Origin of the sequence: Nocardia sp. CDC160 (assembly GCF_035818795.1) — a bacterium.
GTDB lineage: Bacteria > Actinomycetota > Actinomycetes > Mycobacteriales > Mycobacteriaceae > Nocardia.
This window is the reverse complement of sequence record NZ_JAYKYT010000001.1, coordinates 735646-761233: the sequence shown is the minus strand read 5'-3', so window position 1 is coordinate 761233 and position 25588 is coordinate 735646. Positions and strand designations below refer to the sequence as shown.

The window sequence follows — 25588 nt, the reverse complement described above, 5'->3', positions numbered from 1 at the left end:
CAGGGAAGGGCCAGGTTCTTCGCGGGCGAAGCGCAGAATATGTCGTCATGACAGGTGCGCCCGCGCAGATGCGTGAACCCGAGGCCAGGGTGCTGGTCGTCGACGACGAGCCGATGATCGTCGAGCTGCTGTCGGTGAGTCTGCGGTATCAGGGGTTCGAGGTCGCCGCCGCCGCGAGCGGCACCGAGGGGTTGGACAAGGCCAAGACCTTTCGGCCGGACGCGCTGATCATCGACGTGATGATGCCGGGTATGGATGGGTTCGGGTTGCTGCGGCGGTTGCGGGCAGACGGGATCGATTCGCCCGTGCTGTTCCTGACCGCGCGCGACGATGTGGACGACAAGATCACCGGGCTGACGCTCGGGGCCGACGACTACGTGACCAAGCCGTTCAGCCTCGAAGAGGTGGTGGCGCGGCTACGCGTGATCCTGCGGCGCGCGGGCCGAGCCGCGCCCGAGACCAAATCCTCGCGGCTGCGGTTCGCGGACATCGAGCTCGACGACGACACGCACGAGGTGTGGAAGGCGGGGGAGCCGGTGTCGTTGTCGCCCACCGAGTTCACATTGCTGCGGTATTTCCTGGTCAATGCGGGCACGGTGCTGAGCAAGCCGCGGATTCTGGATCATGTGTGGCGCTACGACTTCGGCGGTGAGGTCGGGGTGGTGGAGACGTATGTGTCGTATCTGCGCAAGAAGGTCGATACCGGACCGGACCGGTTGATTCACACCCTGCGCGGAGTCGGCTATGTGATGCGGGAACCGCGCGGCAAAACGGCCGCCACGTGAACGCCGCCGAGCTTGTTGTCGGCAAAGGGGCAGCCAGTACCTTGCGGGGCAAGCTCGCTGACCGCCTCGCCGCGGTGCCCCTGCGCACCACCCTCGTGCTGGCCCTCGTATCCCTGGTCGGCTTCGGACTGCTCGTCTCGGGCATCGCGGTCACCTCGCTCATGCGCAATGTGCTGGTCGAACGCATCGACCGGCAGCTCTACGACGCCGCACACAGCTGGGCCGCGCCCGGTGCGCAGCGACCCGAGCCACTGCCCACCGTGCGCGGGCGGGAACGGCCGCCGCACCTGTATTGGGTTCAGGTGCAGGACACTTCGGGCCAGACCACGCTGAGCCTGTCGGCGGGCGCGCAGCAGCCGGACGTGCCCGCGGATATCGGCACCCGGCCGGAGACGGTCGGTTCGATCGGTTCTTCCACCGAGCAGTGGCGGGTGCTGCGGACGGTCAACGAATACGGCAACAGCACCATCGCCCTGCGCATGGACGAGACGAATTCGCTGCTGGACAAGCTGATCGTGCTGCAGCTGGTGATCGGCGCGCTGGTCCTCGCGGCCCTGGCCGCGGTGGCGCGCATCGTGATTCGGCGCAGTCTGCGGCCGTTGCGGGAGGTCGAGCGCACGGCGGCGGCCATCGCGGGCGGGGACCTGCATCAGCGAGTTCCGGTGCGCGGCACCGATACCGAGGTCGATCACCTCTCGCAGTCGTTGAACACCATGCTGACCCAGATTCAGCAGGCGTTCGCCGCCACCGAGGCCTCCGAGGAGGCGGCGCGGCGCTCCGAGGCCAAGATGCGGCGCTTCGTCGCCGACGCCAGCCACGAATTGCGCACCCCGCTCACCACCATCAAGGGCTTCTCCGAGCTGTACCGGCAGGGCGCGATCACCGATCCGGAGATGCTCATGGATCGCATCGAACGCGAATCCAAGCGCATGGGTCTGCTGGTCGAGGATCTGCTCATGCTGGCCCGCCTGGACGCGCAGCGGCCGGTCGAGCGGCGGCCGGTGGACCTGCTCACGCTGGCCAGCGATGCCGTGCACAGTGCGCGCGCCCAGGCCGCGGCCGAGCATCCGGACGGGCCGGAGCGCAAGGTCGATCTCGAAATCCGGCCCGGGCCCGGCACTTTGGAGATGCTCGGCGACGAGGCGCGGTTGCGACAGGTGCTCGCCAACCTGATCAACAACGCGCTGGTGCACACGCCCACCGACGCCGAGGTGACGGTGCGGCTCACGCCCGTCGAGAACGAGGTGCTGATCGAGGTCGCCGACACCGGGCCGGGCCTCGAGCCCGAGCAGGCCCAGCGGGTCTTCGAACGCTTCTACCGCACCGACGCCTCGCGCAGTCGGGTCAGCGGCGGTACGGGACTGGGACTTTCGATCGTGCAGGCACTGGTCGATGCCCACGGCGGCACGGTGTCGGTGGCCAGCGAACCGGGGGAGGGGACGACCTTCACCGTGCGCCTGCCCCGCGACGCACGCTGAGACGACCCCGCCCCGCGGCCTCGACCCCGCCCCGGGGCGAGGTCGAGTGTGCTCGGTGCGTCTACTCCGGGACGTTCGCGCCGTAGCCCAGATCGCGCAGGGCCTGCTTGATCTTGGCGTGGGCCTCGTCGAGGGATTCCTTGCTCGGTTCCGGATCGGCGCCGGTGATGTCGAAATTGCCCAGTTCGAAGGCCGGGAACACGTGCATGTGCAGGTGCGGCACCTCCAGACCCGCGATGAGCAGACCCGCGCGCGGGGCGTCCCACGCGGCGCGCACGGCCTTGCCGATCTTCTGGGCGACGCCGTTCATGCGCGCGAAGGTGTCCGGATCGACGTCCTGCCACTGATCGATCTCCTGGCGCGGCACCACCAGCGTGTGCCCCTGCGTCACCGGGGCGATCGTGAGGAAAGCGACGAATTCCTCGTCCTCCCAGACGAACCGGCCCGGCAGCTGACCGTTGATGATTGCGGAGAAAACAGAAGCCATGCCCCGGACACTACGCGGGGAAGGCGAGCACCGCGCGAACGCACAACAGACCGCCACCGATTGCCGATGGCCAGCCCTTTAAGCTGTCTGCCGTGCGCGTACTCGTCATCGGTTCCGGAGCCCGTGAACATGCCCTCGTCCTGGCACTGCGGAAGGACCCGGCGGTGACCGCCGTCCACGCCGCGCCCGGTAACGCGGGCATCGCCCAGCATGCGCAGGTGCATGCCGTCGACGCCAGCTCCGGGGAGGACGTGGCCGCGCTGGCGCAGGAGCTGGGCGTGGATCTGGTGGTGATCGGGCCCGAGGTGCCGCTGGTGCTCGGTGTCGCCGACGCCGTGCGGGCCGCGGGCATCCCTACGTTCGGGCCGTCCGCCGAGGCCGCCAAGATCGAGGGCTCCAAGGCCTTCGCCAAGGACGTCATGAACGCCGCCGGGGTGCGGACCGCGCACAGCGAGATCGTCGACCACCCGGGCGAATTGGACGCGGCGCTGGATCGATTCGGTCCGACCTGGGTCGTCAAGGACGACGGGCTGGCCGCCGGTAAGGGCGTCGTGGTGACCGCGGACCGGTCGGTGGCGCGCGAGCACGGGGCCGAACTGCTCGAGCAGGGCCACCCGGTGCTGCTGGAGTCCTTCCTCGACGGGCCCGAGGTGTCGCTGTTCTGCCTCGTCGACGGCGAGACCGTGGTGCCGCTGCTGCCCGCGCAGGACCACAAGCGCGTCGGCGACGGGGACACCGGACCCAATACCGGCGGCATGGGCGCGTACACGCCGCTGCCGTGGCTGCCGGAGCAGACCCTCACCGCCATTGTCGAGGACGTGGTGAAACCCGTTGCGGCCGAGATGGTTCGCCGCGGCGTGCCGTTCAGCGGCCTGCTCTACGCCGGGCTCGCCATCGGCCAGGCCGGACCGGCCGTGGTCGAATTCAACTGCCGCTTCGGCGATCCCGAGACCCAGGCCGTGCTGGCCATGCTGGACAGCCCGCTGGGCGAGCTGCTCTACGCCACCGCCACCGGCACCCTCGATCGGGTGGCCCCGCCGCGCTGGAAGGACGGCTCCGCCGTCACCGTGGTGCTGGCCGCCGAGAACTACCCGGCCAGCCCGCGCCGCGGCGATGTCATCACCGGGGCCGAATCCACCGGCACCGGAACCGAATCCGAGGTGCTGCACGCCGGGACCGCGCAGCGCGAGGACGGCGCGCTGGTGTCGGCGGGCGGCCGCGTGCTCGCCATTGTCGGCCAGGGCGCGAACCTCGCCGAGGCCCGCCGCAACGCCTACGACCGGCTCGCCGGAATCAAGCTGCCGGGCGGCCACTTCCGCAGCGACATCGGCCAGGCCGCCGAAGAGGGACGGATCACCATCCCCACCGCGAACTGACTCCCACCCGAAAGTGCGCCCGTCCGAACCGAATTCGGACGGCCGCATTCGTATTCGAAGCCCTTATCCGACGATGATGCCGTGCTGGGCCAGCCACGGTTGGGGGTCGACGTGCTGGCCGTTGATGATGATCTCGAAGTGCAGGTGGGGGCCGGTGGAGTCGCCGCGGTTGCCGATGCGGGCAATCTGGAGGCCCGCGGGGACGCGTTCGCCGACCGAGACCGAGAAGTCGTACATGTGCCCGTAGACGGAGATGGTGCCGTCGTCGTGGCGGATGCGGACCCACAGGCCGAAGCCCTGCGCCGGTCCGGCGTCGATGACCGTGCCCGCCGCCACCGCGTAGATCGGTGAACCCAGGGGCGCGGCGATATCGATGCCCGCGTGGAAAGTGCCCCAGCGCGGGCCGAATCCGGAGGTGAACACGCCCTTGGCGGGCAGGGCGTAGCCGCCGACGCCCGGGATCACGAAGCCCGGCGGCAGCGAGCTGTCCGGCGACGGGGTCATCCACGGCTGCGGCTGCCCGGCCACCGCGGCCGCGGCCTCCGCCTTGGCCCGCTCCAGCGTCTGCGCCGCGGCCGCCGACACCACCGCCTGCTCGCGCAGATGCTCACCATTGTTGATGGCGTCCAGATACCGCTTCGACGACTCCGGCGAGGCCTGCACCTGCAGCGGGTACTGCACCGGAACCCGCAGCGCCACACCGGGACTCACCTGCGCATCGCTGGGAATCAACCCCAGCGCCCCGTCCGCACTCGCGAACACCAGCACCGCGACCACGCCCCCGATCAGCACCCGATGCCGAATGCTCCACGCCCGCACCGTCGGCCACCGCCGCCGCGCCTCGGCCCGCCCGCGCCGCGCCAGCTCGACGGTCTCGGCCCACGAACGCGGCCGCTGTCGCCAGAGCTCGACAGCCCGATCGCGCACGATCGGTGCATACACCCGTAGCCACTCCACGACCTGCCGTAGCAGCCGGACCGCCACCCGCCGCAGCCGCGCCGCGACCTCCTCGAACCGCGAAGGCCCCGTGTCTTCGGCGGCCAATTGCGACCGCACCCCGGGGGTATAGCTGCCGCCCGTGAAGCGGAAGCCGTCGCTATCGGGTGCCGCCTCGGCGAGGGTGAGGTCCGCGGCCTCATCGGAGTCGGGCCGGGGAAGGGGGGTGGAGCGACGCCGTCGGACGAGGGCACCCAGGAGGCGCTCGGGTTGGGCGGGTGGTTCCGGCGCAGGTGGGGTGGGGTTGGGTGGGTGTGCGTCCGTTTCCGGGGTGTTCCCGGTGGTTGCTGGTCCCCCCTGCACAGCGCCCTCCTCAGGCATTCGCGTGGCCGTTCCCGGACAGGCGGGGGAGCGGGTGCTCTACCGTCTGTCGAGTGCGTATCGAATCTCGCCGGTCGACCATTCCACCTTTCTACGTGATGGACGTCTGGAAAGCAGCAGCGCAGCGGGCCCGGACACACGGAGATGTGCTGGTGCTGGCGGCGGGGCAGCCCTCCACGCCCGCACCGGAGGCGGTGCTGCGGGCCACCAGGGCGGCAATGGACAGCGAATTGCTGGGATATACCGAGACATTCGGGATCCTGCCCTTGCGGGAGGCCATCGCCGAGCACCACCGGAGCACCTACGGGGTGCGGGTGGACGCCGAGGACGTGGTGGTGACCACCGGTTCGTCGGGCGCTTTCACGCTGATCTTCCTGGCGGCGTTCGATCTCGGGGACACCGTGGTGGTGGCCCGGCCCGGCTATCCGGCCTACCGGAACACGCTGACCGCGCTGGGTTGCAAGGTAGTGGAACTGGACTGCGGGCCCGAGACCCGATTCCAGCCGACCGTGGCCATGCTCGAGGCGCTGCCGGAGCCGCCCGCGGGGCTGATCGTGGCGAGCCCGGCCAATCCGACCGGGACCATGATCGCGCCCGCGGAGCTGGCCGCGCTGGCCCGCTGGTGCGATGAGCACGGGACGCTGCTGATCTCCGACGAGATCTATCACGGCATCGTGTACGACGACACCGAACCGACCTCCTCGGCCTGGGAGACCTCACGCGAGTCGGTCGTCATCGGCTCGGTGTCGAAATACTTCTCCATGACCGGGTGGCGGCTGGGGTGGATGCTGGTCCCCGAATCTCTGCGACCCGCACTCCAGCGCTTGGCTTCCAATATGACCGTGTGCCCGCCCGCTATTTCTCAGTTCGCGGCGGTGCACGCGTTCGGCGCGGAGGCCAAAGCCGAACTGGACGGTCATGTTCGACGCTATGCGGCAAACCGTCAGCTGTTGCTCACCGGCCTGCCGAAACTCGGCATCACCGATCTGGCCCCCGCTGACGGCGCGTTCTACGCCTACGCCGATATCGCGCACCTGACCGACGACTCGATGCGCTGGTGCACCGAGGTGCTCGACAACACCGGCGTGGCGCTCGCCCCGGGCATCGATTTCGACACCCGCAATGGTCATCACACGGTTCGCTTCTCGTTCGCCGGGGCCAGCGCCGACATCGAAGCGGCACTCGACCGGTTGGAACGGTATTTGGCCTGATCTGCCAAGCGGATTGAACGCGGTGGGCAAAATGAACACAGCGTCGAAGATGACTGGCACGATTGCACCGTGACCACTGCGACGACTCCGAAAGGCGAACGGCGTCGCCAAGCGCTGGTTTGTGCCGCCGCCGAGCTTCTGCTCGAAGGTGGCTTCGAGGCGGTCCGGCACCGCTCGGTGGCGACCCGGGCGGATCTGCCGCTCGCGTCGACCACCTACTACTTCGAATCGCTGGAGGATCTGATCGCGCGCGCGGTCGAGTTCTCCGGCAATGCCGAATTGGAGACCATGCGTCGTCGGGTGGGTGAGGTCACCCACCGCCGCCGCGGCGCCGAGGCCACCGTCGAACTCGTGCTGGACCTGTTGGTGGGTCCGGAGATTCAGGACGAGGACGCCCGGGGCCAGCTCATCGCCCGCTACGAGCGCTCGGTCGCCTCGGCCCGCCACCCCGAACTCCGAGAAGTGCAGCTTCGACTACGCGCCCAGCTCGACGAGCTACTGCTGGACGTGCTGCGCCGCTCCGATCGGGTGGTGCGCGCGGAACAGGCCCGCCGCCTGGTGGCGGTCGTCGATGGGGCGGTGGTGACCGCGCTCGGTGAACTCGACCCGCAGCCGCGCCGCATGGCGCGCGCCGCCCTCCTCGAGATCATCGACATCGTCGCCCCACCGGCCTAACCAACTCTCGGACTCTCAGGGGTACCCCCTGAAACCCCAACAACAGAAAAGACTCAGGGGCAAGCCCCTGAAACCCCAACCGAGGGGGCTGAACTCGCAACAGCGGGCAGTCGCCGGGTGCCACGGACGGTGCTGGGCAAACTGGGCGTAAACGTGCCGGTAAACTGGCACAACGTGAGTCTTGTGCCGAACGTCCTTGCCACCCGTTACGCCAGCCCCGAGCTGGTTCATCTGTGGTCGCCCGAGAACAAGATCGTGCTCGAGCGGCGGCTGTGGCTGGAGGTGCTGCGGGCGCAGGCCGAGTTGGGGGTGGATGTTCCGGCGGGGGTGGTCGAGGACTACGAGCGGGTTGTGGATCGGGTGGATCTGGCTTCGATCGCGGAGCGGGAGCGGGTCACCCGGCACGATGTGAAGGCGCGGATCGAGGAGTTCAACGCGCTCGCCGGGCACGAGCACGTGCACAAGGGGATGACCTCTCGGGATCTCACCGAGAATGTGGAGCAGTTGCAGATTCGGCTCTCGCTCGAGCATGTGTACGCGCACGGGGTGGCCATTGCGGCGCGGCTGGCGGAGCGGGCGGCCGAGTACCAGACGCTGGTGATGGCGGGGCGCTCGCACAATGTCGCGGCGCAGGCCACCACGCTGGGTAAGCGATTCGCTTCCGCCGCAGACGAATTGCTCATCGCGCTGACCCGGCTGCGGGAGCTCATCGACCGCTACCCGCTGCGCGGCATCAAGGGCCCGATGGGCACCGCCCAGGACATGCTGGACCTGCTCGGCGGCGACGCGGCCAAGCTGGCGCAGCTCGAGCAGAAGGTCGCCGGGCACCTGGGCTTCGCCAACGTCTTCACCAGCGTCGGCCAGATCTACCCGCGCTCGCTGGACCACGACGTGCTCTCCGCCCTGGTGCAGGTGGGCGCGGGCCCGTCCTCGTTCGCGCACACCATTCGCCTGATGGCGGGCCACGAGCTGGTGACCGAGGGCTTCCAGCCCGGCCAGGTCGGCTCCTCGGCCATGCCGCACAAGATGAACACCCGCTCCTGCGAGCGCGTCAACGGCCTGCAGGTGGTGCTGCGCGGCTACGCCTCCATGGCGGCGGAATTGGCTGGCGCGCAATGGAACGAGGGCGATGTGTTCTGCTCGGTGGTGCGCCGCGTCGCGCTGCCGGACGCCTTCTTCGCCATCGACGGCATGATGGAGACCTTCCTGACGGTCCTGGCCGAGTTCGGCGCCTACCCGGCCGTCATCGATCGCGAGCTCAACCGCTACCTGCCGTTCCTGGCCACCACCCGCATGCTGATGGCGGCCGTGCGCGCGGGCGTGGGCCGCGAGACCGCCCACGAGGTCATCAAGGAGCACGCGGTGGCCGTGGCGCTGGCCATGCGCGAGCAGGGCCGCGAGCCCGATCTGCTGGATCGCCTGGCCGCCGACGACCGCATGCCGCTGGACCGCGCGGCGCTCGACGCCGCCCTGGCCGACCGCTCCGCGTTCATCGGAGCGGCCGAGGCCCAGGTCGCCGATGTCATCGCCCAGGTGCAGAAGCTGGTGGACGCCAATCCGGAGGCGGCCCGCTACACGCCCTCCCCGATCCTCTAGGGATACAACGACTCTCGAATCTCGCCCCCGGCTCCTGAACGGAGCCGGGGGCGAATGAGTTGGTGGTGAGTGTGGTCATGCCGCCCCGGCCATCGAATGGACCGGGTCGTCGGGTTTTAAGCTGCGGGGCATGAATCCTTACACGATCTTCTCCGACATCGTTGCCGGGCGGGCACCGTCCTCGAAGGTGTACGAGGACGAGGATGTGTTGGCGTTCATGGATATTCGGCCGGTGACGCCCGGGCATGTGCTGGTGATTCCGAAGACCCCGGCCCGCAGTCTCGCCGAGCTGGATCCGGCCTTGGGCGGCAAGCTGTTTCAGGTGGGGCAGCGGATCGCGGCGGGCCTGCGGGCCTCGGAGGTGGGCTGCGATGGCGTGAACTTCTTCCTGGCCGACGGGGTGACGGCGGGCCAGGAGGTCTTCCATGTGCATCTGCACGTGATTCCGCGCACTCCGGGCGACGGTTTCGGGCTGCGGGCGCGGCCGACCACGCCGCCACGGGCGGACCTGGACTATCTGGCGGGATCGATTCGGGGCGCATTGTCCCGAACCCCTTCCGATTCATAGCCGAGGCGCATTACCATATCCGAACCGTCTGGTTTGCCGAGGACACGCCATAACCTGATTTCTCCGCGTCACCGCAGTCACTCGAGTTACGTTTGATCGTGATTGTGGTGGGCTGATGGAGGTGGGGCATGCGCAAAAGAGTCGTTGCCGCAGCAGTTTTGGCCATTGCTGCTGGTTTGCTGTGTCCGGTGGCCACGCCGCCGGTGGTCGCCCGGGCGGCACAGGTGGTCCGCGTCGACCAGCTGAGCGCGACCCGCTCGGCGATCTTCATCGACTCCGCGGCCATGGGCCGCACCATCCAGGTCCAGGTGCTACACCCGGCCGGTGGCGGCGACCGCCCCAGCTACTACCTGCTCGACGGCCTCGATCCGGGCGCGAACCAGAGCACCTGGACCAATGCCACCGATGCCGAACCCTTCTTCCAGGGCAAGAACGTGAACGTGGTGCTGCCCATGGGCGGCCAGGCCAGCTACTACACCGACTGGGCCGCCGATGACGCGCGCTTCGGCCGCTATCAGTGGGAAACCTTTCTGACACAAGAACTTCCGCCCATCATCGACGACTACTTCGCCGGTAACGGGGTGAATGCCATCGGTGGGCTGTCCATGGGCGGCATCGCGGCCTTCGTGCTCGCGGTGCGGCATCCGGAGCTGTATCGCGCGGTGGCGGGCTACAGCGCGTGCCCGGACACCACCATCGCCCAGGGCGCGATGATGTTCTCGATCGCGAATCGCGGTGGCAATCCGCTCAATATGTGGGGCGGGCCGACGAGTCCCGCATGGCAGGAACACAATCCGGCGGTGCTGACCGAGGCGCTGCGCGGCAAGACCATCTTCCTGTCCACCGGCACCGGCATTCCCGGCCCGCACGAGCTGGAGATCAAACCGCAGCTGCCGGAGAACATCTTCTTCGGCGGGCCCATCGAATTCGGGGTGGACGCCTGCGTCACCTCGTTCGAGCAGCGACTGCGCTCCCTGAACATCCCGGCGCGGGTGGAGCATTCGCCGGTGGGCACGCATTCGTGGTCGTACTGGCAGGACACGCTGCACGAATCTTGGCCGACCATCGGTCCCGCGATCGGAGCTTGAGCGGGCCGACGCCGCGGCCCGATCAAGCCCCCTGAACGAATTCGGGTGGGCCCGATTCGAATCGAGTCGGGCCCACCCGAATCAGGCTCCGGGCCGGTTGAATTCGCCGTCCTTGGCTCCCGCGACGAAGGCTTCCCACTCGCCCGGGGTGAAGATCAGAACGGGTCCGTCCGGATTGCGGGAATCCCGCAATCCCACGTTTCCACTGGCCAGAAAGGCGATCTCGACGCCGTCGGCGTTCTCGTCGCCGCGCCGCCACACCGCATCGGCTTCGATCGCGCGATTTTTCGCTTCCACTGTCGGCCTCCCCTGTGCGGCACCAGCGAGTACTGGTCGGTGATGTAGATCGCACTCATCATGCCAGTGTTTGTGAGGGGTTCGGATCGGATATTCCATCTTCTGTCAGCGGAAGGAGGTTTGTGGTGCGCACGCCATGGTCCCCGCAGCGGGCTGCTCCCATCTCCGACAGCTGTGAGATGGTTCCGGAGCGCTTCACTGTGGAACTGGCTCACAGCATTCTGCGGATTCACCGAAGTTGCCCGACTGACCAATGCGCCCGTCGCAAGGCAGCGGTGTTCTATCTCTACGAGCAGCATCAGCACGCCGGGAATGGGGCACGGCAGCGGCGATTGCGCTGAGTTCGAACGCGTTGGCCACGAGCCGCGCCGTGCGGCTCCCCGCCCGTCGGTGCGGGAGCCGCGCCACGGCCGGGTCGCGGACCAGCGCCGGGGGCGCGCTACTAACGTGGACCCCATGGCTTTGGACAGTGGGAGCGCGACCTCAGTAACCGGCGCGGTGGTGGCGCCGATCGCCAAGCGGGTGCCCAAGGAGCGCGTGCACCACGGGGACGTGTTCGTCGACGAGTACGAGTGGCTGCGGGACAAGGAGAATCCCGAGGTCATCGCGTACCTGGAGGCGGAGAACGCCTACACCGACGCGCAGACCGCCAAGCTGGGCCCGCTGCGGGAGAAGATCTTCGAGGAGATCAAGGGCCGCACCCAGGAGACCGACCTGTCGTTGCCGACCCGCATGGGCGACTACTGGTACTACTCGCGCACCTTCGAGGGCAAGCAGCACGGCGTGCACTGCCGCTGCCCGATCGCCGATCCCGACGACTGGACCCCGCCCAAGCTGGAGGCCGACGTCGAGATTCCGGGCGAGGAGATCGTCCTCGACTCCAATGAGCTGGCCCAGGGCCACGACTTCTTCGCCCTCGGCGCGTACTCCATCAGCCACGCCGGTGACCTGCTCGCCTACTCGGTGGACACCCTCGGCAATGAGCGCTACACGCTGCGGGTCAAGGATCTGCGCACCGGCGAGCTGCTCGCCGACGAGATCCCGAATATCGCGCCGGGCGCGACCTGGTCGCTGGACGGAACGCATCTCTTCTATCAGACCCTCGACGAGTCCTGGCGGCCCGACAGCGTGTGGCGGCACCGCCTGGGCACCGAGCAGGCCGCGGATGTGCGCGTCTTCCACGAGGCGGACGAGAGCTTCTGGGTCAGCATCGGCGCGACCCGCTCGGAGAAGTTCCTGGTCATCATGACCGGCTCCAAGATCACCACGGAGAACTGGATCCTCGAGGCCGACAATCCGGAGGGCGAGTTCCGGGTGCTCATGCCGCGCCGCGAGGGCGTGGAGTACTCCGCCGAGCACGCGGTGATCGGCGGCGAGGACAAGCTGCTCATCCTGCACAACGATGTGGTGGACGGGGTGAAGGCGGTCAACTTCGTGCTCGCCGAGGCCCCGCTGTCGGATCCGGCCCAGCAGCGCATTCTGATTCCGCACCGCGACGACGTGCGGCTCGAGGACATCGACGCCTTCGCCGACAAGCTGGTGCTCAGCTACCGCCGCGAGGCGCTGCCGCGAGTCGCGGTGTGGCCGTTGACCTCCGAGGGCTACGGCGAGCTGCGCGACATCGATTTCGATCTGGCCCTGTTCTCGGCCGGGCTGAGCTCGAACCCGGAGTGGGAGCAGCCCATGCTGCGCATCGGGCTCACCTCCTTCATCACCCCCACCCAGGTCTTCGACTACGTGCCCGAGACCGGTGAGCTGCTGCTGCGCAAGGAGCAGGTGGTGCTGGGCGGCTACAACGCCGACGACTATGTGCAGCAACGCGATTGGGCGGTGGCCGCGGACGGCACCCGGGTGCCGATCTCGCTGGTCATGCGCCGGGATGCGGTCGAGGGTCCGAAGCCGTTGCTGCTCTACGGATATGGCTCCTACGAGGCCGCCATCGACCCGTACTTCTCGGTGGCGCGGCTGTCGCTGCTGGACCGCGGCATGGTGTTCGCGGTGGCGCATGTGCGCGGCGGCGGTGAGATGGGTCGGCTCTGGTACGAGCATGGCAAGACCCTCACCAAGAAGAACACCTTCACCGACTTCGTCTCGGTCGCACAGCATTTGGTGGATTCCGAGGTGACCGCGCCCGACCGCATGGTGGCCGACGGCGGCAGCGCGGGCGGGCTGCTCATGGGCGCGGTGGCCAATATGGCCCCGCACCTGTTCGCGGGCATTTTGTCCAATGTGCCGTTCGTGGACCCGCTGACCTCCATCCTGGACCCCTCCCTGCCGCTCACCGTCACCGAATGGGACGAGTGGGGTAATCCCTTGGAGGACAAGGAAGTCTACGACTACATGAAGTCCTATTCGCCGTACGAGAACGTGACGGCGCAGGACTATCCGGCCATGCTGGCCATCACCGGCCTCAACGACACCCGGGTGCTGTACGTGGAACCGGCCAAGTGGGTGGCCAAGCTGCGCGCCACCAAGACCGGCCACCAGCAACTGCTGTTGAAGACCGAGATGAGCGCGGGCCACGGCGGCGTCAGCGGCCGCTACGAGAAGTGGAAGGAAGTGGCCTTCGAATTCGCCTGGGTCCTCGACACTGTCGGCTTGGCCGACAAAGACACTGTCGGCCTGGCTGACAAATAGGAGGCAATCGCGTAGCTACCATGTGAACCGACATCGGTGATCTCGCTCGGAGAGGGGCGGATTCATGGTCGGTCACGTGGTAGCCACGGGCGCGGGTCGGGCGATGATGGACCGGCGGGGAGATCCGCTGCACGAGTTCATCCTGGGCCTGACGGGGAAGCCGAAGCCGCGAGTGCTGTTCCTGGGCACCGCGACCGGTGACAACCCGGACTACATCGTCAGTTTCTACGAGACCTACACCGCGGACCGCTGCGCGCCGTTCCACCTCCGCCTGTTCTCTCGCAGCATTACCGACCTGCGCGAATTCATTCTGAGCATGGACGTGGTCCACGTCGGCGGCGGCAATACGGCGAACATGCTGGATGTCTGGCGACGCCAGGGCGTGGACGTGTTGCTGCGCGAGGCGTGGGAGAACGGCGCGGTCATGACCGGCGGCAGCGCCGGGGCGATCTGTTGGTTCCAGGGCGGCACCACCGACTCCTACGGCCCGACGCTGCAAATCCTGCCGGAGGGGCTGGGCCTGCTGGCGGGCAGCTGCTGCCCGCACTACGACGCCGAGGACCAGCGCCAGCCGCTGTTTCACCGGGCCATTCAAAAAGGTGAGCTACCACCGGGTTACGCCATCGATAATCTGGTGTCGCTGCACTTCCACGGTGCGGAACTGGTCGGCGCGGTGTCCTCGCAGGCCGACGGCAAGGCGTGGCGGGTGGCGGCCGAGGGGGATCGGATCGTCGAAACCCCGATTCCGGTACGGCATCTGGTGAGCACCGGCGGCCCGGGGATCGGGCCGAGCGCATGATGATGGCCATCGAGGGCGCGGTCGTCATTCTGGCGATCCTGCTGGGCGTGCGCACGGGTGGCGTCGGCATCGGCGCGTGGGGTCTGGTCGGGCTGCTGGTGCTGGTCTTCGGATTCCATGTGAAGCCGGGCAATCCGCCCGTCGACATCATTCTCATCGTCCTGCTGGTGGTGACGGCCGCCTCGGTGATGCAGACGGTCGGCGGCACCGACTGGATGGTCCGCCAGGCCACCCGGGTGATCATGAGCCGCCCCAAGGCCGTGGTGTTCCTGGCCCCGGCCATGTCGTTCCTGTTCACCGTCGGGGCGGGCACCGGATTCATCTACTACGCCCTGCTGCCGGTGATCTACAGCGTCGCCTACAACCAGAAGCTGCGGCCCGAAAGGCCGTTGGCGATGGCGGCGGTGGCCTCCCAGGCGGGAATTCTGGCCAGCCCGGTGTCGGCGGCCACGGCGTCGCTGGCGGTCTTGCTGGAGCCGCACGGCTTCGCGCTCGGCAAGATCCTGCTGGTGATGTGGCCCGCCTGCATTGCGGGGCTGGTCGTGGCGGCGCTGGTGGAGACCCGCGTGGGCAAGGATCTGGCCGCCGATCCGGAATTTCAGCGCCGACTGGCCGAAGGGCACATCACCCCGCCCGAACCGATCGACCTGACCTCGAAACTGCCTGCCCCGGCGCGTAATTCGGCCCTGATCTTCCTCGGCGGCGTGCTGCTGGTGGTGGCCATGGGCCTGATCTCCCAGCTGCGCCCGGTGGTCGGCGGGGAGCGGCTGTCGGTGACCACCACCATCGAGTTGGTCATGGGATTGGTGACGGTCCTGATCTTCTTGATCTGCAAGGCGGATCCGGCCCAGGTGCCCAAGCAGTCCATCTTCGGACCGGGCATCGTGGGCGCGGTCGCGGTCCTGGGTCTGGCCTGGCTGGCGAACACCTTCGTGGCCGAGAACCACCAGCAGATCGAACATTCGCTGGGACAGGCGGTGAGCGATCACAAGTGGTTGTTCGCGGTGGCGCTGGCGGTGGTCGCCATGCTGACGACCAGCCAGTCCAGTACGACGCAGGCCATCGTGCCCATCGGCATCGCGTTGGGTCTGTCGCCCGCGGTGATCACCGGAATGTGGCCCGCCTGCCAGGGCATGTACATCCTGCCCGCCAACGGTTCCCAGATCGCGACGGTCGCCATGGATCAGACGGGCAGCACCCGCATCGGCAGATTCGTGCTGGATCACTCCTTCCAGCTGCCGAACACCCTGTTCATCCTGGTGGCCATCGCGATCGGGCTGCCGTTGGGCGCGCTGGTCGGCTAACGCCGGTTCAGGCGCTCCCGCAGTTCGCTGCTCGGGCCGTGTGATTTGACCTTCTCGTGATCCGGTGCGGCCCAATCGGGTTTCTTCAACCGCTCCACCACGATCGGGATGGCGCAGAAGAAGACGGTGCCGCCCGCCACCAGCAGGATGTAGGTGGTCGGGTTGCCGATCGGCAGTTGGTCGGGCGGCACGAAGGCCGTGACCAGTGCGAAAGCCATGGCCAGGAAGCCGATTCCGGCGAAACCCCACATGCCCGCGCGGCCGCCGGGGATCGCGAAGGGGCGCGGCATAGTCGGCTGGGTGTAGCGCAGGCGGACGGCGGCGGCGTACATGAACAGGTAGATGATGATGTAGATGCCGACCGCCATGGCCGTGATGAGGAAGAACGCGCTGCTGACATCGGTCATGACGAAGTACGGCGCGCACAGCACCGTCACCGCGATGCCCTGGACGAGCAGGATGTTCACCTGCACGCCACGGGGATTCACCTTCTGCAGGACCGGCGGCAGCATGCCGTCGTGCGCGGTGGCGAGCACACCGCGGCTGGGTCCGGTGACCCAGGCCAGGGTGCCCGCCAGCGCGCCGTAGGCGATCATGGCCGCCAGAATCAGCACGGGCCACCCGATGTTCATGAGCGTGCCGAATCCCGACCGCATGGCGTCGAAAACGCCCGAGTTCAGGTTGATCTCGTCATAGGGCAGGATGCCCGCGATCGCCAGCGCGCCCAGGGTGAAGATGCCCGCCGAGGCCACCGCGGCAATGGCGATGGCCACCGGGTACTCCCGGCCCGGGTTCCGCAATTCGGTGGCGTGCACCGCCTGCGATTCGATGCCGGTGAAGTTCTCCAGGATGTTTCCGAGGAAGGCGAGCGAGGACAGCCCGGCGATATAGGGCATGAAGCGCGGCCCGTCGTGGCCGTCGTGGTGGACGGTCACCGCGGGATCGGTGGTGTGCTGCCAGCCGATCGAGTGCCCGCCCAGCAACCACCACAGGAACAGCCCGACCAGGATCAGCCCGGGAATGGCGGTGCCCAGCAAGAATCCGGCCTGGGTCACCTTGGCGGCGAACTGATTTCCGCGCAGCGCCACGGCGGTGCACAGCCAGTAGGCGAGGACCGAGAACACGCCGACGTACCAATGGTTCTGTGCCAGATCGGGTTTGTCGATGGCGAAGGCGACGCCCGCGGCCGCGAAGCTCAGGCCGGTCGGGTAGAACACCATGGCCTGCAACCAGGACAGGAAGATCGCCCAGAACCCGACGCGCTTGCCGAACGCGCCGCTGATCCAGGCATACAGGCCACCGGCCTGCTTGCCGTAGGCGCTGCCGAGTTCGGCCGAGACCAGTCCGGCGGGAATGAGGAAGAGAATCACCGAGAACGCGATGTAGAAGAACATCGTCAGTTCTTCCTTGCCCATGGCGGGCAGCCCACGCAGGCTGGTGACAATGGCGGCGGCGGTGGTGAAGCCGAGAGCGACGGTGCTGAGATACTTCGTGGTCCCGGCGCTTTTCGCCGGGATCGCGGTGGAAGTGCCTGCGGCGGACGAACTCTCGGCCGCGCTCACTTCTTGCCGCCCTTGGACTTTGCCGCCTTACCCGCCTTGGCCGTCTTACCGGTCATCTTTCCGTCCGCCTTCCCATTCGTGGCTGCCCTGCCTCCGGATGCCTTGGCCCGCACCGGTTTCGCCTGAGGTGTGGGCACCGCCGCGCGGGCGTTGTGCGGGAAGCCGCCCGCCTCCTCGCGGGTGAGCGGGACCTTCATCGGGTGCTTGCCCAGCACCTTCAGGCTGCGGTCCAGGTCGGCGAGCAGCAGATCGGCCATGTCGATGGTGAAACCGTGGCGCAGCACCGCGCGCATGATGGTCTCGTCCTCGCGGTCGGCGGGCAGCGGGTAGGCGGCGATGAGCCAGCCCCGGGTGCGCAGCCGGTCCGAGAGGTCGTAGAGGTTGAAGTCCTCGCCCTTGGCCAACTTCCACGAGACGGCGGTGATGCCGCGGCGCGGATCGGCGTCGTGGATGAGTTCGAAGCGCCCGGTCTCGGCGATGCCCTTGGCCAGATGCTGGCTGGCGATATAGATGGCGGACTGCACCTTTCGATACCCGGGGCGACCCAGCCGAATGAACTCGTAGTACTGGGTCACGGCCTGCCCGCCGGGCCGGGAGAAGTTCAGGTTGAAGGTGGGCATATTGCCGCCGAGGTAGTCGACATTGAAGATGAGGTCCTCGGGCAGGTCGTCCTTGGTGCGCCAGATGGCCCAGCCCGCGCCGAGCGGGGCCAGCCCGGTCTTGTGGCCGGAGGCATTGATCGACTTGACGCGGGGAAGCCGGAAATCCCAGCAGATTTCGGGGGCGGTGAACGGCGCGAGGAACGCGCCGCTGGCCCCGTCGACATGGATCGGAATGTCCAGGCCGGTCCTGGCCTCGAGGTCGTCGAGGGCCTTGCTGATGCCCTCGACATCCTCGAACAGTCCGGTGAAGGTCTGGCCGAAAGTCGGTACCACCATGATGGTGTTCTCGTCGCAGTAGGCCGCGACATCGTCCGGATGCATGGTGTAGCGCTCCCCGCGCAAGGGGATCTGCCGGATCTCCACATCGAAGTAGCGCGCGAACTTCTCCCAGCACACCTGGACAGGGCCGCACACGAAATTGGGGACGCCCGTCCCGCCCTTCTTGCGCCAGCGGAACTTGGCGGCCAGCCCGCCCAGCATGGCGGCCTCACTGGATCCGGTGGTGGAGGTGCCGAGGGTGCCCAGCGGGTCGGGGGAGTTCCACAGGTCGGCGAGCATGTGCACGCAGCGCTGCTCGAGTTCGGCCGTCTGCGGGTACTCGTCCTTGTCGACGATGTTCTTGTCGAGGCATTCGTTCATCAGCCGCCGCGCCTGGTCGTCGACCCAGGTGGTGCAGAAGGTCGCGAGGTTCATGCGGGAGACGCCGTCGAGCATGAGTTCGTCGTGCACGATCTGGTAGGCGACCTGCGGGAAGATCTCGTGGTCGGGGAAGCCCCGGTGCGGTGCGGCACGCCTGATGCCGGGCATCGCGAAGACGTCGTCGGGTTCCAAGGCGGTCATTCGGCCTCCGATCGAATTTCGGCAGGTGTTTGCCGAGATGATGGTAGCCACGTATCAATGATCGAAACTGGTTCTGCAAGCTACCGTTTCGTAATCAAGGGATAGTTGCTGAACGGTTACTATTCAGCCTTATGGACTATCAGCATGTCATAGAGCAGGTGATGTCCGCCACGAAGCCGCACATCGGGGAGGGTGCGGTCGCCGACTACATTCCCGGCCTGGCCAAGGTCGACCCCCACCAATTCGGCTTCGCCGTCGCGACGGTCGACGGGCAGCTGTTCACCGGCGGCGACGTGGACGTTCCCTTCGCCATCGAAAGCATTTCCAAGGCTTTCGCGCTCGCTCTGGTGCTGAGCCGCAAGGACACCGACGTCTGGAAACGGGTCCGGCGCGAACCGTCCGGCCTGGCCTTCAACGACCTGATCGAATTGCAATTGGAGAACGGGATTCCGCGCAATCCGTTCATCAACGCGGGCGCCATCGTCGTCGCCGACCAATTGCTGGCCGATACCGGCGATGCCGTGAACGCCCTGCGCGAGCTGCTGCGCGCCGAGACCGGCAACGCGACCCTCGACGTGGACAGTGTCATCGCCGAATCCGAACTGCGCACCGGCGACCGCAACCGCGCCATCTCCTATCTGATGGCGAGCTTCGGAAACATGCGCAACAGCGTGGATCTCGCGCTGGACCACTACTTCCGGCAGTGCTCGTTCAGCATCACCTGCGCGGAACTGGCCAAGGCCGGACTGCTCATCGCCCGGCACGGGCTGCGCGCCGACGGCAGTCGCCTGCTCGCCCGCGAGGATGCCAGACACATCACCGCGCTCATGACCATGTGCGGAACCTACGACGGCGCAGGCGATTACGCGTACAAGGTCGGGCTGCCCACCAAGTCCGGCGTGGGCGGCGGGCTGCTGGCGGTGGTGCCGGATCAATGCTCGGTCGCGGCGTGGGGCCCGGGTCTGGACGCCAAGGGCAACTCCGCGTCCGGCCTGGTCGCGCTGGAGGCGTTCGTGCGCGCGGGCCAATTCTCGGTTTTCTGAAAGCACTTTCGACGTTTCCCCGGCATCGGAACGGAGAGCGAACGGCATGGCCGAAACGACCACCAGGCAGCCCGCGCACGCGAAGCCCGCGACCGCCACCAAGTACATCTCGTGGCTGACGCTGGCCTTCATGACCACCAGTTCGGTGGCCAGCCTGCGGGCCTCGCCCACCATGGCGGTCTACGGTCTGGCCTGCGTGTTCCTCTACGTGCTGCCCGCCATCGTGTTCCTGCTGCCGACCGCGTTCGTGGCCGCCGAACTCGCCTCCGGATGGACCGGCGGGGTCTACAAATGGGTCGGCGAGGGGCTGTCGCAGAAGCTCGGCTTCCTGGCCGTGTGGTGCCAGTTCGCCATGACGATCTTCTACTACCCGACGCTGCTGGCGTATGTGGCGAGCACCTTCGCCTACATCATCGACCCATCGTTGGCGGGCAATGGCCTGTACGTGGCCATCGTCATCATCACCATCTACTGGGTGGCCGTGTACATCTCCTCGCAGGGCACGAAAACCGTTGCGGGACTGTCGAGTATGGGCCTGGTGGTGGGCACCCTGATTCCGGGCGCGTTGCTGGTGATCCTGGGCCTGGTGTTCCTGGCGCAGGGCAATCCGTCCGCCGCGCCCATGGACGCCTCGCATCTGCTGCCCGCCTGGACCGGTCTGGCCAGCCTGGTGCTCATCGTCAACAACTTCATGTCCTACGCGGGCATGGAGATGAACGCCGTGCACGTGTCCTCGCTGAAGGATCCCGGCAAGCAGTACCCGAAGGCCATGCTGGTGGCGGTGCTGCTGGTGCTGGCCATCTTCATCATTCCGGCCCTGGTGATCAGCTGGGTGGTGCCGTCGGCGAACCTGAGCCTGACCGCGGGCGTCATGCAGGCCTTCGACGGCTTCTTCAACCACTTCGGCATCGGCTGGCTGACCCCGATCCTGGGCATCATGCTGGTGGCCGCGGCGCTGGGCGGCATGCTCACCTGGCTGGCCGGGCCCTCCAAGGGGCTGTTGCTGATCGGACGGCAGAACGGCTTCCTGCCGCCCATCCTCACCCGGGTGAACAAGCATGGGGTGCAACAGAACATGCTCATCGCGCAGGGCTTCGTCACCACGATCCTGGCCTGCCTGTACGCGTTCATCCCGAATGTGTCGAGCGCGTACTGGATTCTGTCGGTGATCACCACGCAGGTGTATCTGATCATGTACGTGCTCATGTTCGCGGCGGCGGTTCGCCTGCGGCGCAACCAACCCGACCATCCGCGCGGCTATCGCGCGCCGATCCTGGTCACCCTGTGCGTGGTCGGCACGGTGGCCTCCATCGCGGCGTTCGTCATCGGCTTCGTGCCGCCCTCGCAGTACGCCAGCTCCAATCCGGTGGTGTACGTGCTCATCATCGCCGCGGGCATGGGCATTGTCGGACTGTTGATTCCGTACCTGTTCCTGCGCTTCCGCAAGCCGGACTGGCAGGGCGAGGTTCCCGAGGAGGCACTGGCATGACCTTCGTCGAGCGGCCCGACCAGACCCGCAACCGGCGGCTGATCAATCTCGCGGTGGCGCTGGTGCTGGTGGCCGTCGCGGTCGCGGGGGTGATCGTGTTCCAGCAGACCCGCAAGGACGACGACGCGGCGTTGACCAAGGCGCGCGAACTGCATTCGCGGCTGGAGCAGGCGGGGCTCACCGCCCCGGACGCGCAGACCATCGCCGACTCGCTGGGCACCGACGGCGGCCTGGTGTGCCAGGACCCGTCGTCGCCGCTGATCAAGGCGCAGTATCTGGCGGCGATCAGCAATGGCGCGTCCGGACCCGGCGCTCGACCGGTCATCGCCGATGAGGATGTGCTGAAGGGCACCGCGCTGGCCATCGAGACCTATTGCCCCGACAAGCTGGCTTCTTACCTGAAAGACACCGGCGACCTGAAGACTGGTGACACCGTCAAACCCGACGAGCAGAACAAGTGAACAGGGAGGACGACTTGACCAGTACGGTTGAGACCAAGGACGATTCGACTACCGCGGCCCTGCGCGCCGCGGTGCGCGAACTCATGCCGCGCGCCAAAAGCGATCTCGCGCAGCTCGTCTCGTTCAAATCCGTCTACGACGCCCGGCAGTTCCCGATCGAGGAATGCGAGAAGGCCGCGCGGTGGGTCGCGGACGCCTTCAAGGCGGAAGGGCTCACCGACGTGGGCCTGCACCAGACGCCCGACGGCAGCAATGCGGTGGTGGCGCGCGGCAAGGCCCCGGCCGGGAAGCCGACCGTCATGCTCTATTGCCACTACGACGTGCAGCCGCCGCTCGACGACGCCGCCTGGGAGACTCCGGTCTGGCAGCTCACCGAAAAGAACGGCCGCTGGTACGGGCGCGGCGCGGCCGACTGCAAGGGCAATATCGTCATGCACCTGACCGCGCTGCGGGCGCTGCGCAAGGTGTACGGCGACGATTTCCCGGTCGGGCTGGTGCTGGTGTCGGAGGGCTCCGAGGAGCAGGGCACCGGCGGCCTCGAGGAATTCGTGCCGGGCAATGCGGATCTGCTGCGCGCCGACACCCTGTTGATCTGCGACTGCGGCAATTTCGCGGTCGGCGTGCCCACCTTCACCCAGACGCTGCGCGGCAATGTGAATGTGGTCGTGACCCTCGAAACCCTGTCCGGGCCTTTGCATTCCGGCATGTTCGGCGGCGCGGCCCCCGATGCCCTGGCCGCCATGATCCGCCTGCTCGGCACGCTGCGCGACGAGCACGGCAACACCACGGTGGACGGGCTGCGCAGTGATCAGGTGTGGGATGGCCACGAGTATCCCGCCGACCAATTCCGTTCCGACGCCGACGTTCTCGGCGGTGTGGAGCTGCTCGGCAGCGGCAAGGTGGCCGACATGCTCTGGGCTCGACCGGCTCTCACCGTGCTGGGCATGGACGTCCCGCCGGTAGTGGGTTCCTCGGCGGCCATCCAGCCCAAAACACGGGCGCGGCTCAACCTGCGCATCCCGCCGGGCACCAAGCCCGACGAGGCGCTGAAAGCGCTCACCGCGCACCTGAAGTCGCATACCCCGTGGAATGCCAAGCTGACCATCGAGACCGAGGCCACCGGCTCGCCGTTCGTCGGCAGCACCGACGGCCCCGCCCGCACCGCCATGGCGGCGGCCATGGCGGCCGCGTACGGTCGGCCCGCCACCACCGAGGGCCAGGGCGGCTCGATTCCGCTGTGCAATGTCTTCGCCGACACCTACCCCGACGCCGAGATCATGCTCATGGGCGTCGAGGAGCCCAAGTGCCTGATCCACGCACCCAACGAGAGTGTGGACCCCACCGAGATCGAGAACATGGCGCTGGCCGAGGCCCTGTTCCTGGCCTCCTACCGCTAGCGCTTCCTGGCCTCCTACCGCTAGCGCGACAGCGGTCCTCGAGGTTCGCGCCGCCGGGCGGTGTCCGCGCCTGCCCGGCGGTGCGGCGTCAATTCGATCAAGATCGCTTGCTTCGAGGGCAATTCGATAGCAAACTCAACAATCGGTAGCACGAAGACCACAGCACGCCCGGCGACCGCTAGGAGAGCTCGTGTCCGTCTATCTGTACCGGTGGGGCAGGTTCGCATATCGCCGCAAGTGGATCGTGCTGCCTATCTGGCTGATTTTTGTAGCGGTGCTCGGCATCCTGGGCGGTGCGCTGCACAAGCCGATGAGCAACTCCTTCGACATCCCGAACCTGCCGTCGGAGCGCGCCAACCACATTCTCGACGAGCACTTTCCGGGCATGTCGCAGGCATACGCGCCGGACGCCGTCACCGGCGTCTACGTGATCGGCGCACCGGCCGGGACCACGCTCACCGACCCCGCGAACCGGGCGGCTGTCGAGGGTCTGGTGCAGAAGTTGAAGGGGCTCGGCATCGTCGACCACGCCAAACCCCTCGCCGATCCGATCACCGCCGCCGAGCAGATGGGCTGCCTCGCGGGCGACCGCACCTCCAAGGACTTCGTGAGCCGTTGCAGCAACGCACCGTTGAACGTGCTCAACCCAGACAAGCCCGACACGGTCGCCGTGCTCAGTGTCCCCTTCGCCATCAAGGACTTCGGCGCGATCACCGCCGACGACCGCAAGGCGGCATACGACGTGGCCGATGACGCGCGCAATGCGGGCCTGACCGTCGAACTCTCCGGCACCATCGCCATGGAGCAGCAGCAGCCGAGCGGCAAATCGGAGCTCGTCGGTATGGCTTTCGCCTTCGTGGTCATGATCGTCTGCTTCGGTGCGCTCATCGCGGCTTTCGTCCCGATCGTCACCGCCTTCGTCGGGCTCGGCGCGGCCACCGCCACGATCCTCGTCGGCACCGCCTTCATCGACGTGCCCAGCTTCACCACCTTCCTGGCGTCCATGATCGGCATCGCGCTGTCCATCGACTACGCGCTGTTCATCGTGTCCCGCTTCAAACATGAACTGTCGGTGCAGGATTCGCCGGAAGAGGCGGCGGGCGTGGCGCTGGGTACGGCGGGTTCCGCGGTGGTGTTCGCCGGTATGACCGTCATTATCGCGCTGGTCGGGCTGAGCATTGTCGGCGTGCGATTCCTGACCTTCATGGGACTGGGCGGCGCGGTCGCGGCGGGGTTCGCGGTGCTGGTCGCACTCACGCTCATGCCCGCGTTGCTCGGTGCGTTCGGACGCTTCATCTTCAGGCCGAAGCTGCCCATCATCGCCCAGAGCGATCCGGAGGACGACAGCCAGGTCACCAATGGTGTGCGCGTCGCCCGGACGATCGGCCGGGTGCCCGTGCTCACCCTGATTCTGAGCATCGTGGTGCTGGGCTTGATCGCCGCACCCGCCGCTCACCTGCAACTCGGACTGCCCGGTGAGGACAGCCTGCCCAAGACCTCCACTGCGCGAAAGGCATACGAGCTACGGACCGAAGGTTTCGGTGTCGGCAGCAACGGCGTGCTGCAGGTCGCCGTCGACCTGTCGAATGTGCAGCCGGACCAGCGTGAGGCGGCGGTAAACGCGTTGCGCGACAAGCTCGCCGGATACTCGGACATGAACTACGTGACCAACCCGGTCTTCAGCCCGGACAAGCAGGGTGCGCGGCTCGAGGCCGTGCCCAAGACCGGGCCCAATGACCAGGACACCAAGAATCTGGTGCGCGACGCCCGCGACGCCGAGTCACAGTTCAAGTCCCAGTACGGCATGGAGTACGGAATCACCGGCACCACAGCCATTTACGCCGATATCGACCACGTGCTGCTCGGCAAGATCGTGCCCTATCTGGCCATTGTGGCCGGTGCGGCGTTCCTACTGCTGATCGCCGTATTCCGTTCCATCCTGGTGCCTTTGACCGCGGCGCTGGGCTTCCTGCTGTCCATGGCCGCGACCTTCGGCGCGACCGTCGCGATCTTCCAGGACGGCAGGCTCGGCATCATCTCCGAACCGCGGCCGATCATCAGCTTCATGCCGATCATGTTGATCGGCTTGGTTTTCGGTCTCGCCATGGACTACCAGGTGTTCCTGGTGACCCGCATGCGCGAGGAGTACGTGCACGGCAAATCGCCGAAGGAGGCCATGATCTCCGGCTACCACCACGGCGCTCGGGTGGTCACCTCCGCGGCCATCATCATGATCTTCGTCTTCGGCTCCTTCATGATGGAGCCCGACGTGAGCGCCAAGTCCATGGGCTTCGCCCTCGCGGCGGGCGTCTTCTTCGACGCCTTCCTGGTCCGCATGGTGCTCATCCCGTCGCTGCTGGTGCTCATGGGCAAGTGGGCCTGGTGGATTCCGAGCTGGCTGTCGAAGATCGTGCCGGATATCGACGTGGAGGGCGCGCGCCTGCGCGAGATCCAGCAGCGGGAGGCGGCGGATCGGGAAGAGCTGCTGACGCATTGAACTGTCGGCTGGTTATAAC

General features: G+C 67.3%; 21 protein-coding genes. 16 read left to right on the top strand and 5 right to left on the bottom strand.

Annotated features, from left to right (window positions below; translation table 11 throughout):
• Positions 1-47 precede the first annotated feature (47 nt).
• Positions 48-785 carry a response regulator transcription factor gene (locus VMT40_RS03270; protein WP_326356469.1) on the top strand — a complete coding sequence of 246 codons (738 nt, stop codon included), beginning with the start codon at positions 48-50 and terminating at the stop codon, positions 783-785.
• A gap of 41 nt (positions 786-826) precedes the next feature.
• Positions 827-2263 carry a sensor histidine kinase gene (locus tag VMT40_RS03265; RefSeq protein ID WP_326356468.1) on the top strand — a complete coding sequence of 479 codons (1437 nt, stop codon included), beginning with the start codon at positions 827-829 and terminating at the stop codon, positions 2261-2263.
• Positions 2264-2324: 61 nt separating this feature from the next.
• Here the strand turns inward: VMT40_RS03265 and VMT40_RS03260 are convergent, their stop codons facing one another.
• Positions 2325-2750 carry an HIT family protein gene (locus VMT40_RS03260; protein ID WP_326309837.1) on the bottom strand — a complete coding sequence of 142 codons (426 nt, stop codon included), beginning with the start codon at positions 2748-2750 and terminating at the stop codon, positions 2325-2327.
• Between the two features lie 92 nt (positions 2751-2842).
• Here VMT40_RS03260 and purD point away from each other — a divergent pair, with 92 nt between their 5' ends.
• Positions 2843-4126 carry a phosphoribosylamine--glycine ligase gene (purD, locus tag VMT40_RS03255; RefSeq protein WP_326356467.1) on the top strand — a complete coding sequence of 428 codons (1284 nt, stop codon included), beginning with the start codon at positions 2843-2845 and terminating at the stop codon, positions 4124-4126.
• Positions 4127-4189: 63 nt separating this feature from the next.
• Here the strand turns inward: purD and VMT40_RS03250 are convergent, their stop codons facing one another.
• Positions 4190-5425, bottom strand: a complete 1236-nt coding sequence (locus tag VMT40_RS03250) for a M23 family metallopeptidase (protein ID WP_326356466.1) — start codon at positions 5423-5425, stop codon at positions 4190-4192.
• Between the two features lie 71 nt (positions 5426-5496).
• On the opposite strand from VMT40_RS03250, the gene VMT40_RS03245 reads away from it, so the two are divergent.
• The 5 genes from VMT40_RS03245 to VMT40_RS03225 all read left to right on the top strand — a co-directional run bounded on the left by VMT40_RS03245 (position 5497) and on the right by VMT40_RS03225 (position 10581).
• A complete protein-coding gene (locus VMT40_RS03245) occupies positions 5497-6654 on the top strand; it encodes a pyridoxal phosphate-dependent aminotransferase (protein ID WP_326356465.1) in 1158 nt (385 codons plus the stop codon).
• 69 nt (positions 6655-6723) lie between these two features.
• Entirely contained in the window at positions 6724-7329 is a 606-nt protein-coding gene (locus VMT40_RS03240; protein ID WP_326356464.1) for a TetR/AcrR family transcriptional regulator, read from the top strand.
• A 174-nt stretch (positions 7330-7503) separates the two neighbouring features.
• Positions 7504-8925 carry an adenylosuccinate lyase gene (gene purB, locus VMT40_RS03235; RefSeq protein ID WP_326309832.1) on the top strand — a complete coding sequence of 474 codons (1422 nt, stop codon included), beginning with the start codon at positions 7504-7506 and terminating at the stop codon, positions 8923-8925.
• Positions 8926-9055: 130 nt separating this feature from the next.
• Complete coding sequence (locus tag VMT40_RS03230) at positions 9056-9493, top strand: HIT family protein (RefSeq protein ID WP_326356463.1); 438 nt, start codon at positions 9056-9058, stop codon at positions 9491-9493.
• A 128-nt stretch (positions 9494-9621) separates the two neighbouring features.
• Positions 9622-10581 (top strand): alpha/beta hydrolase, encoded by a 960-nt coding sequence (locus VMT40_RS03225; RefSeq protein ID WP_326356462.1) that lies wholly within the window; start codon positions 9622-9624, stop codon positions 10579-10581.
• 81 nt (positions 10582-10662) lie between these two features.
• On the opposite strand, the gene VMT40_RS03220 is transcribed toward VMT40_RS03225, so the two are convergent.
• Positions 10663-10878 carry a DUF397 domain-containing protein gene (locus VMT40_RS03220; protein WP_326356461.1) on the bottom strand — a complete coding sequence of 72 codons (216 nt, stop codon included), beginning with the start codon at positions 10876-10878 and terminating at the stop codon, positions 10663-10665.
• Between the two features lie 456 nt (positions 10879-11334).
• Between VMT40_RS03220 and VMT40_RS03215 the strand changes: the two genes are divergently transcribed.
• The 3 genes from VMT40_RS03215 to VMT40_RS03205 all read left to right on the top strand — a co-directional run bounded on the left by VMT40_RS03215 (position 11335) and on the right by VMT40_RS03205 (position 15618).
• Positions 11335-13515, top strand: coding sequence for a S9 family peptidase (locus VMT40_RS03215; RefSeq protein ID WP_326356460.1), 2181 nt, complete (start codon positions 11335-11337; stop codon positions 13513-13515).
• A gap of 64 nt (positions 13516-13579) precedes the next feature.
• On the top strand, positions 13580-14314 hold the full coding sequence (locus VMT40_RS03210; protein ID WP_326356459.1) for a peptidase E: 735 nt from the start codon (positions 13580-13582) through the stop codon (positions 14312-14314).
• The gene (locus VMT40_RS03205) at positions 14311-15618 is read left to right on the top strand and encodes an anaerobic C4-dicarboxylate transporter family protein (protein ID WP_326356458.1); all 1308 of its coding nucleotides are present in this window, start codon (positions 14311-14313) and stop codon (positions 15616-15618) included. The genes VMT40_RS03210 and VMT40_RS03205 overlap by 4 nt, the downstream gene beginning before the upstream one ends.
• On the opposite strand, the gene VMT40_RS03200 is transcribed toward VMT40_RS03205, so the two are convergent.
• Together VMT40_RS03200 and VMT40_RS03195 are read right to left on the bottom strand one after the other, a co-directional pair.
• Entirely contained in the window at positions 15615-17180 is a 1566-nt protein-coding gene (locus VMT40_RS03200) for an amino acid permease (protein WP_326356457.1), read from the bottom strand. The genes VMT40_RS03205 and VMT40_RS03200 overlap by 4 nt on opposite strands.
• Positions 17177-18682 (bottom strand): glutamate decarboxylase, encoded by a 1506-nt coding sequence (locus VMT40_RS03195; RefSeq protein WP_326356456.1) that lies wholly within the window; start codon positions 18680-18682, stop codon positions 17177-17179. Before VMT40_RS03195 ends, VMT40_RS03200 begins: the two co-directional genes overlap by 4 nt.
• Positions 18683-18813: 131 nt before the next feature.
• Between VMT40_RS03195 and VMT40_RS03190 the strand changes: the two genes are divergently transcribed.
• The 5 genes from VMT40_RS03190 to VMT40_RS03170 all read left to right on the top strand — a co-directional run bounded on the left by VMT40_RS03190 (position 18814) and on the right by VMT40_RS03170 (position 25569).
• Complete coding sequence (locus tag VMT40_RS03190; RefSeq protein WP_326356455.1) at positions 18814-19725, top strand: glutaminase; 912 nt, start codon at positions 18814-18816, stop codon at positions 19723-19725.
• Positions 19726-19771: 46 nt separating this feature from the next.
• Positions 19772-21214, top strand: a complete 1443-nt coding sequence (locus tag VMT40_RS03185) for an APC family permease (RefSeq protein ID WP_326356454.1) — start codon at positions 19772-19774, stop codon at positions 21212-21214.
• Positions 21211-21675, top strand: coding sequence for a hypothetical protein (locus VMT40_RS03180; RefSeq protein WP_326356453.1), 465 nt, complete (start codon positions 21211-21213; stop codon positions 21673-21675). Before VMT40_RS03185 ends, VMT40_RS03180 begins: the two co-directional genes overlap by 4 nt.
• A gap of 14 nt (positions 21676-21689) precedes the next feature.
• Positions 21690-23072: a dipeptidase gene (locus VMT40_RS03175; RefSeq protein ID WP_326356452.1), complete on the top strand. Its 1383-nt coding sequence runs from the start codon at positions 21690-21692 to the stop codon at positions 23070-23072.
• Between the two features lie 190 nt (positions 23073-23262).
• Entirely contained in the window at positions 23263-25569 is a 2307-nt protein-coding gene (locus VMT40_RS03170) for an MMPL family transporter (protein WP_326356451.1), read from the top strand.
• Positions 25570-25588: the final 19 nt, after the last annotated feature.

What these genes read in the sequence shown, in the direction of transcription:
- VMT40_RS03195 (WP_326356456.1), bottom strand. Translation starts at nt 18,682, where the DNA reads ATGACCGCCTTGGAACCCGACGACGTCTTCGCGATGCCCGGCATCAGG.
- VMT40_RS03270 (WP_326356469.1), top strand. Translation starts at nt 48, where the DNA reads ATGACAGGTGCGCCCGCGCAGATGCGTGAACCCGAGGCCAGGGTGCTG.
- VMT40_RS03190 (WP_326356455.1), top strand. Translation starts at nt 18,814, where the DNA reads ATGGACTATCAGCATGTCATAGAGCAGGTGATGTCCGCCACGAAGCCG.
- VMT40_RS03230 (WP_326356463.1), top strand. Translation starts at nt 9,056, where the DNA reads ATGAATCCTTACACGATCTTCTCCGACATCGTTGCCGGGCGGGCACCG.
- VMT40_RS03215 (WP_326356460.1), top strand. Translation starts at nt 11,335, where the DNA reads ATGGCTTTGGACAGTGGGAGCGCGACCTCAGTAACCGGCGCGGTGGTG.
- VMT40_RS03185 (WP_326356454.1), top strand. Translation starts at nt 19,772, where the DNA reads ATGGCCGAAACGACCACCAGGCAGCCCGCGCACGCGAAGCCCGCGACC.
- VMT40_RS03205 (WP_326356458.1), top strand. Translation starts at nt 14,311, where the DNA reads ATGATGATGGCCATCGAGGGCGCGGTCGTCATTCTGGCGATCCTGCTG.
- VMT40_RS03260 (WP_326309837.1), bottom strand. Translation starts at nt 2,750, where the DNA reads ATGGCTTCTGTTTTCTCCGCAATCATCAACGGTCAGCTGCCGGGCCGG.
- VMT40_RS03180 (WP_326356453.1), top strand. Translation starts at nt 21,211, where the DNA reads ATGACCTTCGTCGAGCGGCCCGACCAGACCCGCAACCGGCGGCTGATC.
- VMT40_RS03210 (WP_326356459.1), top strand. Translation starts at nt 13,580, where the DNA reads ATGGTCGGTCACGTGGTAGCCACGGGCGCGGGTCGGGCGATGATGGAC.
- VMT40_RS03225 (WP_326356462.1), top strand. Translation starts at nt 9,622, where the DNA reads ATGCGCAAAAGAGTCGTTGCCGCAGCAGTTTTGGCCATTGCTGCTGGT.